Source organism: Brevundimonas sp. (genome assembly GCF_029945885.1).
GTDB lineage: Bacteria > Pseudomonadota > Alphaproteobacteria > Caulobacterales > Caulobacteraceae > Brevundimonas.
Window position 1 is genome coordinate 30,564 of record NZ_JAQSDK010000003.1, and the last position, 17,502, is coordinate 48,065.

The 17,502-nt window shown below is 70.1% G+C and carries 13 protein-coding genes; 6 read left to right on the forward strand and 7 right to left on the reverse strand.

Translation table 11 applies throughout. The annotated features are described in order from the left end of the window. Nucleotides 1-3: 3 nt before the first annotated feature. The 4 genes from murD to PSV00_RS02405 all read left to right on the forward strand — a co-directional run bounded on the left by murD (nt 4) and on the right by PSV00_RS02405 (nt 4,860). The gene (gene murD / locus PSV00_RS02390) at nt 4-1,581 is read left to right on the forward strand and encodes a UDP-N-acetylmuramoyl-L-alanine--D-glutamate ligase (RefSeq protein WP_300444370.1); all 1,578 of its coding nucleotides are present in this window, start codon (nt 4-6) and stop codon (nt 1,579-1,581) included. Further along, a complete protein-coding gene (gene ftsW / locus PSV00_RS02395) occupies nt 1,578-2,756 on the forward strand; it encodes a putative lipid II flippase FtsW (RefSeq protein WP_300444373.1) in 1,179 nt (392 codons plus the stop codon). Before murD ends, ftsW begins: the two co-directional genes overlap by 4 nt. 68 nt (nt 2,757-2,824) lie before the next feature. Then, complete coding sequence (gene murG / locus PSV00_RS02400; protein ID WP_300444376.1) at nt 2,825-3,931, forward strand: undecaprenyldiphospho-muramoylpentapeptide beta-N-acetylglucosaminyltransferase; 1,107 nt, start codon at nt 2,825-2,827, stop codon at nt 3,929-3,931. A gap of 47 nt (nt 3,932-3,978) precedes the next feature. Then, entirely contained in the window at nt 3,979-4,860 is an 882-nt protein-coding gene (locus PSV00_RS02405) for a WecB/TagA/CpsF family glycosyltransferase (protein WP_300444379.1), read from the forward strand. Here the strand turns inward: PSV00_RS02405 and smc are convergent. The 4 genes from smc to PSV00_RS02425 form a co-directional block, all read right to left on the reverse strand. Then, nucleotides 4,857-8,294 (reverse strand): chromosome segregation protein SMC, encoded by a 3,438-nt coding sequence (gene smc / locus PSV00_RS02410; RefSeq protein ID WP_300444382.1) that lies wholly within the window; start codon nt 8,292-8,294, stop codon nt 4,857-4,859. The two genes, PSV00_RS02405 and smc, sit on opposite strands and share 4 nt — an antisense overlap. A gap of 19 nt (nt 8,295-8,313) precedes the next feature. Then, nucleotides 8,314-8,922: a thioredoxin domain-containing protein gene (locus PSV00_RS02415; RefSeq protein WP_300444385.1), complete on the reverse strand. Its 609-nt coding sequence runs from the start codon at nt 8,920-8,922 to the stop codon at nt 8,314-8,316. A gap of 4 nt (nt 8,923-8,926) precedes the next feature. Then, a complete protein-coding gene (locus PSV00_RS02420; RefSeq protein ID WP_300444388.1) occupies nt 8,927-9,577 on the reverse strand; it encodes a DsbA family protein in 651 nt (216 codons plus the stop codon). A 103-nt stretch (nt 9,578-9,680) separates the two neighbouring features. After that, nucleotides 9,681-10,250: a DciA family protein gene (locus PSV00_RS02425; RefSeq protein WP_300444390.1), complete on the reverse strand. Its 570-nt coding sequence runs from the start codon at nt 10,248-10,250 to the stop codon at nt 9,681-9,683. A gap of 21 nt (nt 10,251-10,271) precedes the next feature. Here PSV00_RS02425 and mutY point away from each other — a divergent pair, with 21 nt between their 5' ends. Further along, complete coding sequence (mutY, locus tag PSV00_RS02430; RefSeq protein WP_300444391.1) at nt 10,272-11,345, forward strand: A/G-specific adenine glycosylase; 1,074 nt, start codon at nt 10,272-10,274, stop codon at nt 11,343-11,345. Here mutY and PSV00_RS02435 read toward each other — a convergent pair. The 3 genes from PSV00_RS02435 to PSV00_RS02445 all read right to left on the reverse strand — a co-directional run bounded on the left by PSV00_RS02435 (nt 11,323) and on the right by PSV00_RS02445 (nt 15,890). Then, a complete protein-coding gene (locus tag PSV00_RS02435; protein ID WP_300444393.1) occupies nt 11,323-13,470 on the reverse strand; it encodes an amylo-alpha-1,6-glucosidase in 2,148 nt (715 codons plus the stop codon). The two genes, mutY and PSV00_RS02435, sit on opposite strands and share 23 nt — an antisense overlap. A gap of 39 nt (nt 13,471-13,509) precedes the next feature. Continuing rightward, on the reverse strand, nt 13,510-14,685 hold the full coding sequence (locus tag PSV00_RS02440) for a glycosyltransferase family 4 protein (protein WP_300444395.1): 1,176 nt from the start codon (nt 14,683-14,685) through the stop codon (nt 13,510-13,512). Between the two features lie 125 nt (nt 14,686-14,810). After that, nucleotides 14,811-15,890: a site-specific DNA-methyltransferase gene (locus PSV00_RS02445; RefSeq protein WP_300444397.1), complete on the reverse strand. Its 1,080-nt coding sequence runs from the start codon at nt 15,888-15,890 to the stop codon at nt 14,811-14,813. A 156-nt stretch (nt 15,891-16,046) separates the two neighbouring features. Between PSV00_RS02445 and murC the strand changes: the two genes are divergently transcribed. Further along, nucleotides 16,047-17,459: a UDP-N-acetylmuramate--L-alanine ligase gene (gene murC, locus PSV00_RS02450; RefSeq protein ID WP_300444400.1), complete on the forward strand. Its 1,413-nt coding sequence runs from the start codon at nt 16,047-16,049 to the stop codon at nt 17,457-17,459. The last annotated feature ends 43 nt before the right edge of the window (nt 17,460-17,502 follow it).

Below are 17,502 nucleotides of genomic sequence, written 5' to 3' on the forward strand. Positions count from 1 at the left end.
GCCATGATCCCCGTTCCCGGTTTCGAAGGGCGGCGCATCGCGGTCTTCGGCCTGGGACGGTCGGGGATCACGGCCGCGCGCGCGCTGAAGGCCGGCGGGGCCCGGCCGGTGTTGTGGGACGACAGCGTCTCCAGCCGCATGCAGGCCCAGGCCGAGGGCTTCGATGTCGAGGACCTGACCGTGGCCGACTGGTCGGGCTTCGCAGCCCTGGTCCTGTCGCCCGGCGCGCCCCTGACCCATCCGGTGCCGCACTGGACCGTGGTGAAGGCCGCCGAGGCCGGGGTCCCGGTCATCGGCGACATCGAACTGTTCGCCCGCGCCATCGCGGCCCTGCCGCAAGCCGACCGGCCGAAGGTGGTGGCCATCACCGGCACCAACGGCAAGTCGACGACCACGGCCCTGATCGGCTGGGTGCTGCAGCAGGCGGGTCTGACCGTCCATGTCGGGGGCAATATCGGCATCGGTGTCCTCGCCCTGCCGGGCTTCCGGGAGCGCGGACCTTCAGGTCCGCCCACGGACGGCGGGCAAGAGGCGGACCTGAAGGTCCGCGCTCCGGCGAAGGCCGTCTATGTGATCGAGGTTTCGAGCTACCAGCTGGACCTGACCACCAGTTTCGCCCCGGACGTGGCCATCCTGACCAATATCAGCCCCGACCATCTGGACCGGCACGGCGGGATGGACGGCTATGTGGCGGCCAAGGCGCGGTTGTTTCAGGCGCTGGGCCCGCAGGCCGTGGCCCTGGTCGGCACGGACGAGAATTGGGGGCGGACATTGGCCCGTGATCTCGCTGCCGCCGGCCACCGGGTCACGACCGTATCCACATCCGTGCAGCCCCGCGAAGGCGGGGACCCAGGTTTGCGCGACCGCACCGGTATTGCAGGCGCGGCCGATGGGCACGCAGTCACCGGGTACGGGGCCAAAGCCTGGGTCCCCGCCTTCGCGGGGATGCACGGAATAGGGGCGGGCGACGGTGTGTTGAAGGTTGAGGGCGAGCCAGACCTCGACCTGTCCACCGCCCGCTCGCTGCCCGGTCGGCACAACGCCCAGAATGCCGCCTTCGCCTGGGGCGCGGCCCGGGCGTTGGGCGTGCCGCGCGAGGTGGCGGCCAAGGGCCTGATGACCTTCCCCGGCCTCGCCCACCGGATGGAGCCCGTCGCCACCCTCGGTGCCGTGCGCTTCATCAATGATTCCAAGGCCACCAATACCGACGCCGCGCGGCAGGCGCTGCTCAGCTATCCGTCGGTGTTCTGGATCGCCGGCGGCCGGGCCAAGACCGGCGGGATCGACGATCTGGCCGACCTGTTTCCCCGGGTCGCCCGGGCCTATCTGATCGGCGAGGCGGCACCGGACTTCGCCCGCACCCTGTCCGGCGTGTCGCACCAGATCAGCGGCGACATGGCCGCGGCCGTGGCCCAGGCCGCCGCCGACGCGGCCGAGGTCGCCGAAACCGACGGGCCGCAGGTCGTCCTGCTGTCGCCCGCCGCCGCCAGTTTCGACCAGTATCACGACTTCGAGGCCCGGGGCGAGGCGTTCCGCGCCGCGGTCCTGGCGCTGGGCGCAACCCCGGCGGCGAGCGCATGACCCACGGCTATACCCCCGCCTTCTCGCGCAACGACCAGGGCCCGATCGCCAAATGGTTCTGGACCGTCGACCGTGGCCTGCTGGGCGCGGCGCTCGGTCTGATGGGGCTGGGCGTCGCGCTCAGCTTTGCCTCCAGCCCCGCGGCCATCCTCGCCGATGAGTCGATTACCGACCCGTTCCACTATTCGTGGCGGATGCTCATCTGGGCCTTCTTGGGCCTCGGCATCATGCTGACCACCTCCCTGCTGTCGCCACGCGGCGTGCGGCGCATCGCCGTCCTGGCCCTGTGCGGGGCGTTGGTGGTCATGGCCCTGCTGCCCTTTATCGGTGACACGGTGAAGGGGGCAGCGCGCTGGATCAACCTGGGCCCGTTCAGCCTGCAGCCGTCCGAATTCGCCAAGCCGGCCCTGATCGTCTTTGCCGCCTGGATGTTCGCCGAGACCCAGAAGGGGCAGGGGGTGCCCGGCGTCTCGATCGCTTTCGGCTTCTATGCGGCCACTGTTTTCCTGCTGCTGATCCAGCCGGACATCGGCCAGACCCTGCTGATCACCACCACCTTCATGGCCGTCTTCTTCATGGCCGGGGTGCCGCTGAAATGGATGGCGGTGCTGGGGGGGATGGTGCTGGCCGGTATGTTCTCGATCTATTTCCTGTTCGAGCATGTGCGCACACGTCTGGCCAAATTCATCTCGCCGGGTGTTGAGGACACCCACCAGGTCGACCGCGCCTCCGAGGCGATTCGCGCCGGCGGTCTGGTCGGACGCGGGGTCGGCGAGGGGGTGATGAAACGCCACGTCCCCGACCTGCATACCGACTTCATCTATTCGGTCGGGGCAGAGGAGTTCGGCCTGGTCCTGTCCCTGACCATGATCGGCCTCTACGCCTTCATCGTCCTGCGCGGCATGAGCCGGGCGATGAAGCTGAATGATCCGTTCGAACAGACGGCCGCGGCCGGTCTGTTCATCCTGATCGGGCTGCAGGCCTGTATCAATGTGGCGGTGAACCTGAACCTGATCCCGACCAAGGGGATGACCCTGCCCTTCATCAGCTACGGCGGGTCGTCGATGCTGGCCATGGGCCTGACCATGGGGTTCGCCCTGGCCCTGACCCGTCGTCGCCCCGGGGCCTATGAGCCGGGGGCCAGCCTGCCCCAGCGCCGCCGCCTGCTGCCCTGATTTCGCGCGCCCGCCCTCGGCACGGTCGCGAGCGTGACGTAAGGAGGCGGGGCAAACTCGGAGTGTCCATGTCTGCGAAAGTCTGTGTCGTCGCCGCCGGAGGCACCGGTGGCCATATGTTCCCGGCCGAGGCCCTGGCCCGCGAGCTGGCCTCACGCGGCTGGCGCATCGTTCTGGCCACGGACCGGCGCGGTGAGCAGTATGCCGGAGCCTTTCCGGCCGAGGAACGGCTGGCGCTGGACGCCGCTACCGGCTCCGGCCCGATCGGTCTGGCGAAGGCGGGTCTGGCCATCGGTCGGGGCGTGCTGCAGGCGCGTTCGGCCTTCCGTCGGCTGAACGTGGACGTGGCCGTGGGCTTCGGGGGCTATCCCTCGGCCCCGGCCCTGCTGGCGGCGATCAGCCAGGGCCGGCCGACCCTGCTGCACGAACAGAATGCCGTCCTCGGCCGCACCAATCGCATCCTGGCCCCGTATGTGAAGGCGCTCGCCTCGTCCTTTCCGGTGCTGGAACGGGTTCCGGCCCCGCTGGCGTCCCGGGTCCATCTGGTCGGCAATCCGGTGCGCCCGGACATCCGGGCCCTGTACGATCGCCCCTACAAGGCCCCGACGGCGACGGGTCCGATCCGCGTCCTGATCACCGGCGGCAGCCAGGGGGCCCGCATCCTGTCCGAGGTCGCGCCGCGGGCCCTGGCGGCCCTGCCACCGGCCGTTCGTAGCCGTCTGGTGGTGCAGCAGCAGTCCCGCCCCGAGACGCTGGAGGCCGCCGAGGCCATCTATCGCGAGGCCGGAATCGAGGCCGAGGTCGCGCCCTTCTTCACCGACATGGCCGCGCGTCTGTCGTCGGTGCATCTGGTCATCGGCCGGGCCGGGGCCTCGACCTGTTCGGAACTGGCCGTCGCCGCCCTGCCGTCGCTGCTGATCCCGCTGAAGATCGCCATGGACGATCACCAGCGCTTCAATGCCGGCGGGCTGGTCAATGCCGGCGGGGCGGTGATGATCCTCGAGGATGAGGCGAGCGTGGAGACCCTGACCGCCAGCCTCGCCGCCGTCCTGTCTGACCCGGCCCGACTGGCGACGATGGCGGCCGGGGCCCGGTCCGTGGCCCTGCCCGATGCGGCGGCCCGGCTGGCCGACCAGGTCGAGGCCACGGCGGCCGGGACGGCAACCCGGCGTTAACCGCCTTCGAAAACCTGACCTACAGACACAGGCTGTAGCGTGGCCTTATGTTTCACGAGCGCACAGGCTTTGATCTTGCCGCGGCCCTTCCGGACCGTCGTCGACTCGCGCGCAGCCTGTTCCGGGCCCAGCGCCGTCCGGAAGAGACCGTCACCCTGCTGGGGGAGCCCGTCGATCTGGTCCGGCCCGAAGAGGTCATGCACCATATCGAACGCTGGGTCCGGGCCGGGCGCAAATCGGTCGTCGCCAACCACAACCTGCACAGCCTGTATCTGATCCGTCGCGATCCGGCCCTGCGGCGCTTCTTCCAGCGCGCGGACCTGACCCAGCTGGATTCGACCCCGCTGGTGTGGTTCGGCCGTCTTCTGGGCCTGTCCAGCCGTCCCTTCCATCGCTGTACCTATCTGGACTGGCGCGACCATTTCTGGAGTCTGGCCAATCGCGAGGCCTGGCGCGTCATGTATGTCGGCGGCGCACCCGGCGTCGCCGAACGGGCTGCCCAGCGGCTCTCGGTCCGCGCGCCCGGGGCCACGATCGCGGTCCAGGACGGCTATTTCGATATGACCCCGGGCTCCGCTGACAACGCCCGTGTCGTGGCAGCCGTGAATGATTTCCAGCCCAATATCCTGTTCGTCGGCATGGGTATGCCGCGCCAGGAGGCCTGGATTGTCGACAATATCGCCAGCCTGCCGTGTGCGGTCATCCTGTCGGTCGGGGCCGCCTTCGACTATGAGGCCGGTGTGCAGCGGGCCGCGCCGCGCTGGATGGGGCGACTGGGCCTGGAATGGCTGTTCCGTCTGGTCGTCGACCCGAAACGGCTGTTCACCCGCTACTGTGTCGAGCCGTGGAGCCTGCTGGGACCGGCACTCGCCGATCTGCGCGCCGCGCGGCGTCGCCGTGCGCGCCGGTCGACCAGCCGTCCCGCCTAGGCGACCAGTTTCTCGGCCTGGGTCAGGTCGACGCTGACCAGTTGCGACACCCCCCGCTCGGGCATGGTCACGCCGTACAGACGGTCCATCCGGCTCATCGTCACCGGATTGTGGGTGATCACGATAAAGCGGGTGTCGGTGCGGTTGCGCATCTCGTCCAGCATCCGGCAGAAGCGGTCGACATTGGCATCGTCCAGCGGGGCGTCGACCTCGTCCAGCACGCAGACCGGGGCCGGATTGGCCAGGAAGACGGCGAAGATCAGCGCCGCCGCCGTCAGCGCCTGTTCGCCGCCCGACATCAGGCTCATCACCGACAGCCGCTTGCCCGGCGGGCAGGCGAAGATCTCCAGCCCGGCCTCCAGCGGATCGTCGCTCTCGACCAGTTTCAGCTCGGCCTGGCCGCCGTCGAACAGGGCCTCGAACAGCGCCTTGAAATTATCATTGATGATGTCGAAGGCGGCGATCAGACGTTCGCGGCCCTCGGCATTCAGCTCGTCGATACCATCGCGCAATTTGGCGATCGCCCCGGTCAGGTCGGACCGCTCCAGCCGCATGCTGTTCAGCCGGCCGCCGTATTCCTCGGCCTCCTCCTCGGCCAGCAGATTGACCGCCCCCAGGGCGTCCCGCTCGCGTTCCAGTCCGAACAGCAGGCTCTCGGCCCCGGCCGCGTCCGGCGGGCGGGCGATGGCGTCGTCAGTCAGTTTCCGGCCCAGGTCCTCGGGCGACATCTGGGCGGTCTCGCGCACCGTCGTCTCGGCCTCGGTCAGGCGTTCGGCGGTGGCCTCGGCCCGCGCGGCCAGACCGGCCCGGGCCTCACGGGCCGCGGATGCCGCGCCTTCGGCGGCGCGCGCGGTGCGGTCGGCCTCGACCGCGGCGGTCTCGACCACGGCCAGGGCGTCGCCGGCAGCCTTGCGGCGGATCTCGGCGGTGGCCAGGGCGTCCAGCAGGGAGGAGCGTTTGGCCGCCAGGGCCTCGGGCGCGCCTTCGGCCTGTTTCAGCAGGGCGGCGGTGCGATCCCGGTCCTTGTCGAGGGTGACCACGCGCGCGGCGCTGTCACGGGCCCGCCCGCTCCAGCCGTCGCGCTCGCGCGCCAGTCCGGCCAGCCGGACCTCGCGTCCGGCCCGCTCCCGCGCCTCGGCGTCGCGGTCGGCCCGGGCCTGGGCCGCCAGACCGCGCGCGGTCTCGGCTGCCGCCCGGACTCCGGCCAGTTCTGCCCGCAGCCCGTCCAGGGTCTCCGACGGGGATTCGACCGACAGGGCCTCGTCCAGCGCCGTTCCGGCCGCTGCGACCTCGGTCTCCAGCCGGACCAGGGTTTCGTCCAGCGCCTGGGCCCGGGCCTCGCGCCGGGCCTGGTCCCGGCCCAGGGTCTCGACGCGATCGCGGGCGGCCGTGGCGGCCTTGTCGGCGGCGAACGGGGCCAGCCGCGCGGTCTTCACCGCCTCTTCGGACTGACGGAAGGCTTCGGTGGCGGTCTTCAGCGCCGCCTGCGCCGCCTCCAGCGCCGGCCGGCCCTGGTCGATCCCGGCTTCCAGCTCGGCGAGCCGGGTGCGTTGTTCCAGCCGGACCGCTGCCGGGCGCGGGGCCTCGGCCCGGGTTACGAACCCGTCCCAGCGGTACAGGTCACCCTCGACCGTCACCAGACGCGCCCCGACGGGCAGGGCAGCGGCCAGGGCGGCGATGGTGCCGCGGTCGGTCACGCCGCACAGGGCCAGACGCGCGGCCAGCTGGTCCGGCGCGCGCACATGGTTCGACAGCGGACGCACGCCGGTCGGCCAGGCCGGACTCGGCACCGCGGCCCCGGCCCAGTAGGCCGCCGCCGCCTTGTCCAGGGCCGCATCCAGATCATCGCCCAGGGCCGCCGCCAGCGCGGCCTCATAGCCCTTGTCGGCACTGACCCGGTCCAGGGCCGGGGGATGGTCGCGCTTGCCCGTGGTCAACAGCTGGGCCAGGCCGCGCGCCTCGGTCTGCAGCCGCCCCAGCCGGTCCTCGGCGGCGCGGGCGGCAGTGCGGGCAGCCTGTTCCTCGCGCGCCCGATCGCCGCGCGCGGCCTCGACGGTCTCGACGGCGGTCCGCGCCGCCAGCAGGTCGGCCTGGGTCCGGTCCAGGGTCTCCCGGGCGGCGGCCAGTTCCGGCGTTTCCAGCGGTCCCAGGGCCGCCCGCTCACGGCGGGCGCTGTCGAGGGCGGCGGTCGCCCGCTCCAGCCGGGCCTCGGCATCGCGTTTGCGGGCGGTTTCCGCATTGGCCCGGGCCTCGACCGAGGCCACCGTTCCGGCGACCCGTTCGACCTCGGCATCGGCGGCAGCCCGTCCGGCCTCGGCCGTGGCGAGGGCCTGTTCCAGTTCGGGGGTCCGCGTCGGGGCGGCGGCGATCTCGGCCTCCAGCCCGGCAATGGCGCTGCCCAGTCGCTCCAGCTCGGCGGCTGAATCTCCGGCCATTTCGGCCTCGCGGATGCTGTCGGCGGCGATCCGCGCCAATTCGGTGGTCAGGCGTTCGACCTCGGCCCGCGCGGCCTGTTCGGCCATGTCCAGTCGGTCGCGCTCCAGCGAGGCGCGATGCAGCAGGGCCCCGGCCACTGCATCCTCCTCGCGGGCCGGCTTCAGTCCGTCCTGGGCTGTCAGGGCCGCGGTCTGGGCCCGGGCCGCCGCTCCGGTGGTGTCGGCCACGACCCGTTCGGCCTCGGCCAGTTCTGTGGCCGCGCCCTCGGCGGCCACGCGCGCGTCATTCCAGCGCACGAACAGCAGGGCCGCCTGCAGGGCGCGGATCTCGGCCGAGATCTTCTTGTATTTCTCCGCGTGGCGCGCCTCGCGCTTCAACCGCGTCAGCGCCGTCTCCAGTTCGCGGCCGATGTCGTCCAGCCGGTCCAGATTGGTTTCGGCCGCCTTCAGCCGCAGCTCGGCCTCATGGCGGCGCGTGTGCAGGCCGGCCACGCCGCCGGCCTCCTCTAGGATGCGGCGACGGTTCTGCGGCTTGGCGGCGATCAACTCGCTGATCTGGCCCTGGCGCACCAGGGCCGGGCTGTTGGCCCCGGTCGAGGCGTCGGCGAACAGCAGCTGGACGTCACGGGCCCGCACCTCCTTGCCGTTGATGCGATAGGTCGACCCCTGGCCCCGGTCGATGCGGCGCGACACCTCCAGCATCGGGCTGTCGGTGAAGGGCTGGGGGGCCTTGCGCTGGGCATTGTCGATGGTCAGCTGGACCTCGGCATGGCTGCGCGGCGGGCGGTCGGCGGCCCCGGCGAAGATCACATCATCCATGCCCTGGCCGCGCATGGCCTTGGCCGAATTGGCCCCCATGACCCAGCGCAGGCCTTCCAGCACATTGGACTTGCCGCAGCCGTTGGGGCCGACGATCCCGGTCAGGCCCGGCTCGATATGGAATTCGGCCGGGTCGACGAAGGATTTGAAGCCGACGAGTCGGAGGCGCTGGAACTGCATTACGGTTCCCGCCCCCCGGTTAGTGCGCGGCGACGAGCGGGGTGATCATTGCGGCCAGACCGCCCATGCTGCGGTCCGCCACCTGACGGCCGTTGACGAACAGGGTCGGGGTGCTGTCGACCCCGGCGGCGACGGCCCCGTCGATGTCGGCCTCAATGGCGGCCCGGGTGGCGGGCAGGGCGACACAGGCATCGATCTGGGCCCGTGTCCGGCCGCTGACAGCGACGCCGTTGTCGTACCAGACGCCCCGGTCGCCGCCATAGAGTACCGCCCGCTGCCCCTGCATCAGGGCCCCGGCCACATCATAGAAGCGCTCGGGTGCGGCGCATCGCGCCAGGGCCGCGGCGGGCAGGGCGATTTCCGTCGGGGCCGTCGGCAGGTTGCGGAACACCAGCCGGACCTGACCCGTGTCGATGAAGCGACGCTTGAACTCGGGATAGACGACCAGATGCCAGTCCGCGCAGTGGGAACAGGCGAATGACGCATATTCCACCACGGTGACCGGGGCATCGGCGCGACCGATGAACCGGTCACCGGCGGTGACGGCCGGCGGCGACCCGGCCAGGGCCGACACCGGCGTGAACGCCAGCATCAGCATCGACAGGACCAGCCGCCGGACCACGGTCACCGGTTCAGCCCTTGGCCAGTTCGGCGTCGATCGCCGTCGACAGGCTTTCCAGCGAGGTGTCGATCACCCGGGTGCCATTGACCAGGAAGGTCGGGGTCGAGTTGACGCCGGCGTCAACGCCGGCCTTGACCCGCGCGTCCAGGGCCTTGATCGCGGCCTCGTCGCTGACACAGGCCTGGAACTGCTGTTCGCTGAGCCCGGCACCGGTGGCGACGCGGACCAGGGTCGAGCGTGGCGGCACACCGGCCTGCCATTCGCGCTGGCTGGCCATGATCTCGTGGATCACGTCGAAATATTTGTCCTCGCCGGCGCAGCGGGCGATCAGGAAGCCGGCGGCGGCGATGTCGGCGGGCGGCGTCGGGAACTCGCGGAAGATGTAGCGGACCTTGTTGGTGTCGACATAGCGGGTCTTGAACTGGGGCCAGACCTGCTCCTGCCAGACGGCGCAGTGGCTGCAGGTGACCGACGCATATTCGATCACCGTGACCTTGGCACCCTCGGGGGCGCCCAGGGCCATGTCGCCTTCGGCCGCCCCACCGGACCCGGCACCGCTGCAACCGGCGAGGGCAGCCATGGTGGTCAGGGCGGCGGCGGTCAGGGCCGCGCGGCGGCTCATGGTGCCGTAGCGAAACTTGCCGGTGATCTTATCGCGCATGGACGGCTTCCTTGAAGCGGGGGGCGGTTTCGGGGACGATCGCGCGATTCCCCCGGAAACGCGCGTGTCGATGATTTTCGAGAACAGGTGCGGCAAAGTTTTGTCAACGGCGACGGTTATCGCTCCCCGGCTTGTCCGTGGCCAGAACTGCCCGTCCCAGCCGCTGCAGCGCGGCTTTCAGCCCATCCGGGGCCGGGGCGAGCGAGGCGTCCAGTTCAGCCTCGGCCGAGGCGGACAGGGGCGGGGCCGGGGGGCCGATACGATTGACCGGCCGGGCCAGGTCCGACGGCGGCTTGATCGGGCCCTGGGCGATGCGCAGCCGGTCGACGCTGCCCGGGCCCAGGAACAGATTGACCCGGGCCAGGATGTCTTCGGACTGGTGCTGCACCAGCAGGGCGGCCGGGCCCGCCACGCGCAGTTCCAGCGTACCGCCGGCCCCGCCCTTGCCGCGGGTCAATTTCTGCGGCCGCGTCACCCGGGCCAGTCGGTCGCCGACGATCTCGCGCCAGCGCGGCTCCAGCGTCCCGGCGCTGCGGCCGAATTTCGCGTCCAGTTGTTTGATCAGCGGGGCCAGGGCGCGGCCGGCCTGCGGCGCGGACCGGGGCAGGGGCCGCGTCCGGCGGCGCGAGAGGATCTCGCGCACTTCGCTGTCAGTGGGCAGATCGCGGCGCATTTCGCCTGTATAGCGCGCGGGATGGCATCCGTCCCCTGTGACATCCCCGTGATCCGCGCCGCCCTGCTGGGCTGGTATGACGCCCATGCCCGGTCCCTGCCGTGGCGCAGCGGGCCGACGGACCGTGGGCTGAAGGATCCCTACCGGATCTGGCTGTCCGAGGTGATGTTGCAGCAGACCACCGTGCCCCACGCCACGCCGTATTTCCTGAGCTTCCTTCAGCGCTGGCCGACGGTCGGGGCCCTGGCCGCCGCCCCGGATGCCGAGGTCATGGCCGCCTGGGCCGGGCTCGGCTACTACGCCCGCGCCCGCAACCTGCTGGCCTGCGCCCGGGCGGTCAGCGCCGACCACGACGGCGTCTTTCCCGATACCGAGGCCGCCCTGCTGGCCCTGCCAGGGGTCGGGGCCTATACCGCCGCCGCCGTGGCCGCCATCGCCTTTGACCGGCCTGCCAATGTCGTCGACGGCAATGTCGAACGGGTCATGGCCCGGCTGTACGCGGTCGAGACGCCCCTGCCGGCCGCCAAGCCCGAGCTGAAACGTCTGGCGGCGGCCCTGATCGCCGATGATCGCCCCGGCGACTGGCCCCAGGCCCTGATGGATCTGGGGGCCACCGTCTGTCGCCCGCGGACGCCGCTGTGTGCGGTCTGCCCGTTGACCGACCATTGCGCCGCCTTTGCGGGCGGGGCACCCGAACGCTATCCGCTGAAGACGGCCAGGGCTGACCGCCCGCGCCGCCACGGCACGGTGTTCGTGCTGTTCGACGACCGGGGCCGGGTCGCCCTGGTGCCGCGGCCGGACAAGGGGTTGCTGGGCGGGATGCTGGGCCTGCCGACCTCGGACTGGCAGCCGGTGCCCGCCGAGGCCGTCCCGCCGGCCGCCGCCGACTGGGGGGCGGCGGGGACGATCACCCATGTCTTCACCCATTTCGCCCTGACGCTGGAGGTCCGGACGGCGACAGGGTCGGGCGATTTCGTCTGGACCGCCCCGGAACAGGCTCTGGCCGACCTGCCGACCGTGTTCCGCAAGGCGCTGGGCCTCGCCGTCGGTGGTGCGATTACGTCCCGGCGGTCTAGCGCAGCGTTACGATCCTGAGGTCGCCGACCTTGTTGCGCGGCGTCACCGCCACCTGATCGCCGATCCGCCGGAACAGCAGGTCTGTGCGGGCCTCACCGACCTGCAGACCGGTCACCGTCAGCCGCTCCATTCCGGTCGGCAGGGACGGACTGACGATGGTCACCGTCTGTTCGAAGGCGTCGATGCGCAGACCCAGCACCGCCTGCATCATCAGGAACACCGATCCCGCCGCCCAGGCCTGGGGCAGGCAGGCGACCGGATAGGCGATCGGGGCCTCGCCCGGCTGGCGCTCGAAGCCGCAGAACAACTCGGGCAGCCGCATGTTGAAATGGCTGGCGGCCGAATAGATCTCACCCATCAGCAGGGCCACCGCGTCGCGCTCGCCATAGTGGGCCATGCCGGCGGCCCCCATGGCGGTGTCGTGCGGCCAGACCGAGCCGTTGTGATAGCTCATCGGATTGAACCGGGCCTGGCCCCGCGCCAGGGTCCGCAGGCCCCAGCCGGTGCGAAACTCGCCTGACAGCAGGCGTCGGCTGACCCGTTCGGCCCGCTCGGGGTGGGCCAGGCCGGTGAACAGCAGGTGGCCGGCGTTTGAGGCGATGGCCTCGCAGGGGACGCCGTCGCCGTCGAGGGCGATGGCATAGAACCCCTCCTTCTCCAGCCAGAACCGGTCCTCGACCTGGGCCCGCAGCGTCTCGGCCCGTTCGTGCCATTCCGCAGCACGAGGGTCGTCCAGCCGCCGCCCGAGATCGGCCATGGCCTGCCAGGCGGCAAAGGCATAGCCCTGCACCTCCAGCAGGGCGACCGGCCCCTTGGGAAAGCGTCCATCCTTGTGAAAGATCGAGTCCTCGGAATCCTTCCAGCCCTGGTTGGACAGGCCGGTCTCGGCGGCCCGGGCATAGTCGATCAGGCCGTCGCCGTTGGAGTCGCCCGAGTCCCGCATCCAGTCGGCGGCGGCCACCAGATTGGGCCAGATGGCCCGGATCAGCTCCAGATCGCCGCTGCGCCGGGCATAGGCCCCGGCCAGGGCCAAGAACAGACAGGTGGTGTCGACCCCGCCGTAGTAGAGGCCGAACGGCACCTCCCCCAGGGCGGACATCTCGCCGCCGCGGGTCTCGTGCATGATCTTGCCGGGTGTGGCGTCCTGGAAGGCCGAGGTTTCGGTCGCCTGCCGCCCGGCCAGATAGGTCAGCACCCCCCGGGCCAGGGCCGGGTCCAGCCACAGCATCTGCCAGGCCGTGATGATGCCGTCGCGCCCGAACGGGGTCGAGAACCACGGCACCCCGGCGTAGGGATAGGGCCCGGTCGGCAGGTCGGTGGTCAGCAGGGCCACGTCGGCGCGCGACTGGTCCAGCCACTGGTTGAACAGGGGGTTGCGCGGCACCCGCACCGAGGCCCCGCTGCGCCGCCGCCTGCGCATCTGCAACTGGGCCATCACCCCGCACAGCCGCCAGCGCCGGGCGTCCGGCGTGTCGTCGACCGCCTCGCCGACCTCGATATACAGGTCGATCTTCTGGCCCTTGGGCAGGCTGAACATGAATTCGGCATGGTCCGGCCCCAGCCGGGCCGGCGGCTCGGAAAAACTGATGCAGCAGCGCCGTTCGACCGCATCCAGCCCGCGATAGCTGAAGGTCACCCGGCGTCCGTCGCAGACCGGCGCGGCCTGTTGGCCGCGCGCCAGGCGCGCCGTGCCGCGGACTTCGAAAATGTCGGCGAAATCGGCTGCGAAGCCGAAGGCCAGTGGCAGCAGCACGTCGCTGATGCCGTGATTGACCACCCGGACCCGCTCGAACATCCGCCGGTCATGGAGAAAGCGCCGCCGTTCAATATGCAGCACCCCGGCGGGGGTACTCTTGCCACCCATCGGCGGCAGCGGCCGGTTGGTCGAATGGCAGGAGAAATAGACGTTGTCCCGCGACACGCCCGAGCTCAGTCGCGACGGGCGGACGCCGCCGGCCGTCAGCACGAAGCGGGACAGCAGCCGGGTGTCGCTCTCGAACAGGCCGTCGGCCCCGGACCGCAGATCGCCCCAGCTGTCCGCCACCAGGAAGGTGTCGGCATTCTTCAGCGCCAGCAGCCGCTCCAGGCCCGCCGCCTCGGTGGTATCCGCAATGGGGGCCGGGTCGCCGTCGTCCTTGGTCAAGGTCTTGTCCTCGCCGGTCAGTCAGAGCCTGGCGGCAGTCTAGCCAAAATGCAGGTCTGCGGCAGGCTCGGGAAGGCCGGCGGGCGGCGTCGGGCGAAGACCCCGTTGTGCGATCGTGTCAGCCAGGCGGGGGCGGAGCCGCGCGGTTGGTGCGGGAGACTCGATCAGGGTCTCCGCGAACGGGCGGCGGGCCAGCATGTTCGCGTAGACGTCCAGATACCGTCGGGCCATGGCCGTGGCCGAGAAACGCCGTTCGAACTGCGCCCGGATCTGGGCCCGGTCCAGCCGGTGCGCGCGCCCGGCCGCGGCAATCGCCTCGTCCATCGTGTCGACCAGGAAGCCGGTCAGCCCGTCCGCGATGATCTCGGGCGTGGAGCCGCAGCGGAAGGCGACGACCGGGGTACCGCAGGCCATGGCCTCGATCATCACCAGGCCGAACGGCTCGGGCCAGTCAATCGGAAACAGCAGGGCCTCGGCCCCGCCCAGGAAGGCCGATTTCTGTCCGTCGCTGATCTCGCCGACGAATTCCACCAGCGGATTGTCGGCGATCATCGGCTGAATCACCGTCTCCCAGTAGACCGTGTCGGCGGCATCGACCTTGGCCGCGATCTTCAGCGGCCTGTCCAGGGCCGTGGCGATCTGGATGGCGCGGTCGGGCCGCTTCTCCGGCGAAATCCGGCCCAGGAAGGCCAGATAACCCTCGGACCGGGGCGAGAATTCATACAGCTCGGCGGGCATGCCGTGATGGACGGTGGCCTGCCAGTTGGCGAATGGCATCGGTCGCCGCTGGTCATCGGAAATCGAAACCAGGGCGAAATCGCTCCAGCGCGCATAGACCGGTGCCAGGTCCGTGAGATCGAGCCGGCCATGCAGGGTCGTCACCGTCCGGCCCGCGTGGCGGGCGAAGAAGGGGAAATGGATCATGTCGGTATGGAAATGGATCAGGTCGAACTCGCCGGCATGATCCAGCACCGTCGCCAGCAGCGTCATATGCGCTGCGAGGTCGGACTTCAGCGGGCGCGGGTCCAGCCGGATGGCCTGGTCGCGCACCGGGATCAGCCGTGCCCGCGTCCGGGCATCGGCACTGGCGAACAGGGTCACCTCATGACCCAGGTCGACGAGGGCATCGGTCAGATGCGCGACCACCCGCTCGGTGCCGCCGTAGAGCTTGGGCGGCACGGCCTCGTAGAGCGGGGTGACCTGGGCGATTTTCATGACCGCGACTCCCGCACCCACGACCGCGTGGGCGCTACGAGGTCAAACCGGTCGGAGCGGGAACTGTTCCCCGGAAAATCCGGGTGTGCGACAGGATGTCCCGTCTGGCTGGCGGCAGGCCAGTATCACTGCATTCCGGCGCGGACCTCGGCCCTCAGGGTGTCGATCGAGCGCAGCCCCTGGTCGGTCTTGAAGCGCCAGTAGGTCCAGCCGTTGCAGGCCGGGGCGTTCTCGAACAGGGCCCCCAATTTGTGGATCGAGCCGCTCATCTCGCCCGACACCAGCGAACCGTCAGCCCGCACCCGGGCCTCGCGGTCACCCTTGGGGCAGTACAGTCGGTCGCCGGGCCGCAGCAGGCCGGCCTCGACCAGGGCCCCGAACGGCACCTTGGTCTCGTGTTTCTTGGAGCCGGTGACCATCAGGTCCTCGGGCCGGGCCGGCACCACGGCGGCGATGCGTTTCTCGGCTACGTCGGCATAGGTCGGGTCGCGCTCGATGCCGATGTAATGGCGGCCCATGCGGCGCGCCGCGGCTCCGGTGGTGCCGGTGCCGAAGAAGGGGTCCAGCACCACGTCGCCGGGCTTGGTCGCGGCCATCAGCACCCGGTGCAGCAGGGCCTCGGGCTTCTGGGTCGGATGGGCCTTCTTGCCGTCGGCGTCCTTGATCCGCTCCTCGCCCGTGCACAGGGCAAAGGTCCAGTCGGAGCGCATCTGCACATCCTCGTTGAAGGCCTTCAGCGCATCATAGTTGAAGGTGTAGCGCTTCTGGTCGCGCGACCGCGCCGCCCAGATCAGGGTCTCGTGGGCATTGGTGAACCGGGTGCCCTTGAAATTCGGCATCGGGTTGGACTTGCGCCAGATGATGTCGTTCAGCACCCAGAAGCCCAGGTCCTGGATCGCCGTGCCGAGGCGGAAGACGTTGTGATAGCTGCCGATCACCCAGATCGAGCCCTCGGGCTTCAGCACCCGGCGGCATTCCGTCATCCAGGCGCGGGTGAAGGCGTCATAGGTCGCGAAACTGTCGAACTTGTCCCAGTCGTCGTCGACGGCGTCGACCATACTGTTGTCCGGCCGCAGCAGGTCGCCGCCCAGCTGCAGATTATAGGGGGGGTCGGCGAAGACCATGTCGACCGAGGCGTCGGGCAGGGTCTTGAGCATTTCGATGCAGTCGCCACGCAGGACGACATCGGTCTTCAGATCGGTCACGAAACTCGGCCCCACTCAGCTTGAGGGTAGAGTGGTGAATCATCACGGTTAAGGGCGGGTAACCGTGCGCAAATATCTCGCGGCATTCGCAGGAAACACGCACCGGACGGGCCCGGCCTCTGGGCAAACCCGCGCCGCTTTCGCTATGACGCTGGGATGAACGCTCGCCTTCGCCCCGTCCCCTTCGCCCTCGGGCCCGTCCATTTCGTCGGTATCGGCGGCATCGGCATGAGCGGCATCGCCGAGATCATGCTCAAGATCGGTTATGCGGTGCAGGGCTCGGACGCCAAATCCAGCGCCAATACCGAACGGCTGGAAAAGCTGGGCGCGACCATCTTCATCGGCCACGACGCTGCCCATGTGACCGAGGACGTTTCGGCCGTGGTCTATTCGACTGCCGTCAAGGCGACCAATGTCGAGATGGTCGCGGCCCGCGAGCGCCGCATTCCCCTGGTCCGCCGGGCCGAGATGCTGGCCGAACTGATGCGGCTGCAGTTCTCGATCGCGGTCGGCGGCACCCACGGCAAGACCACCACCACCTCGATGGTCGCCTGTCTGCTGGATGCGGGCAATCTGGACCCGACCGTGGTCAATGGCGGCATCATCAATGCCTATGGCACCAACGCCAAGGTCGGCGACGGCGACTGGATCGTGGTCGAGGCCGACGAGAGCGACGGCAGCTTCCTGCGGTTGAAGTCAACCGTGGCGATCGTCACCAATATCGATCCGGAACACCTCGACCACTACGGCGATTTCGACGCGGTGCGGAAGGCGTTCGTGGACTTCGTCGAGAACATCCCCTTCTACGGCTTCGCCGCCGTCTGCCTCGACCATCCCGAGGTGCAGCGGCTGGTGGCCACGATCGATAATCGCCGGATGGTCACCTATGGCCTCAACCCCCAGGCCATGGTCCGGGCCGAGAACTGCGACATGGCCGCCGATGGCTGCCGTTTCGACGTGGTGATCCAGAACGGCGAGACGACCCGGATCGACGGCCTGCACCTGCCGATGGCCGGCTGGCACAATGTCTCGAATGCCCTGGCCGCCATCGCCGTGGCCCGCGAACTGGGCGTGTCCGATGACGCCATCCGTGGCGGCCTGGCCGGTTTCGGCGGGGTCAAGCGTCGCTTCACCACCACCGGCGTCGTCAATGGCGTGCGTATCGTCGACGACTACGGCCACCACCCGGTCGAGATCGCCGCTGTCCTGAAGGCCGCGCGTCAGGTCACCGAGGGCCGGGTCATCGCCGTGATGCAGCCGCACCGCTTCACCCGGCTGCGCGACCTGATGGAAGAGTTCTCGACCAGCTTCTCCGACGCCGACGCGGTCATCATCGCCGATGTCTATCCGGCCGGTGAAGCGCCGATCGAGGGCGTCGACAAGGACGCCCTGGTCGACGGCGTGCGCCGTTACGGCCACCGCCACGTCTCGGCCCTGGCGACCCTGGCCGACCTGCCGGCCGTCGTCGCCGCCGAGGCCAAACCGGGCGACGTCGTCGTCCTGCTGGGGGCCGGTGACATCACCAGCTGGGCCTATGCCCTGCCGGGGCAGTTGGAGGCGCTGGGATAATGCACCGTCTCACCGTTCATCCCCGCGAAGGCGGGGACCCAGG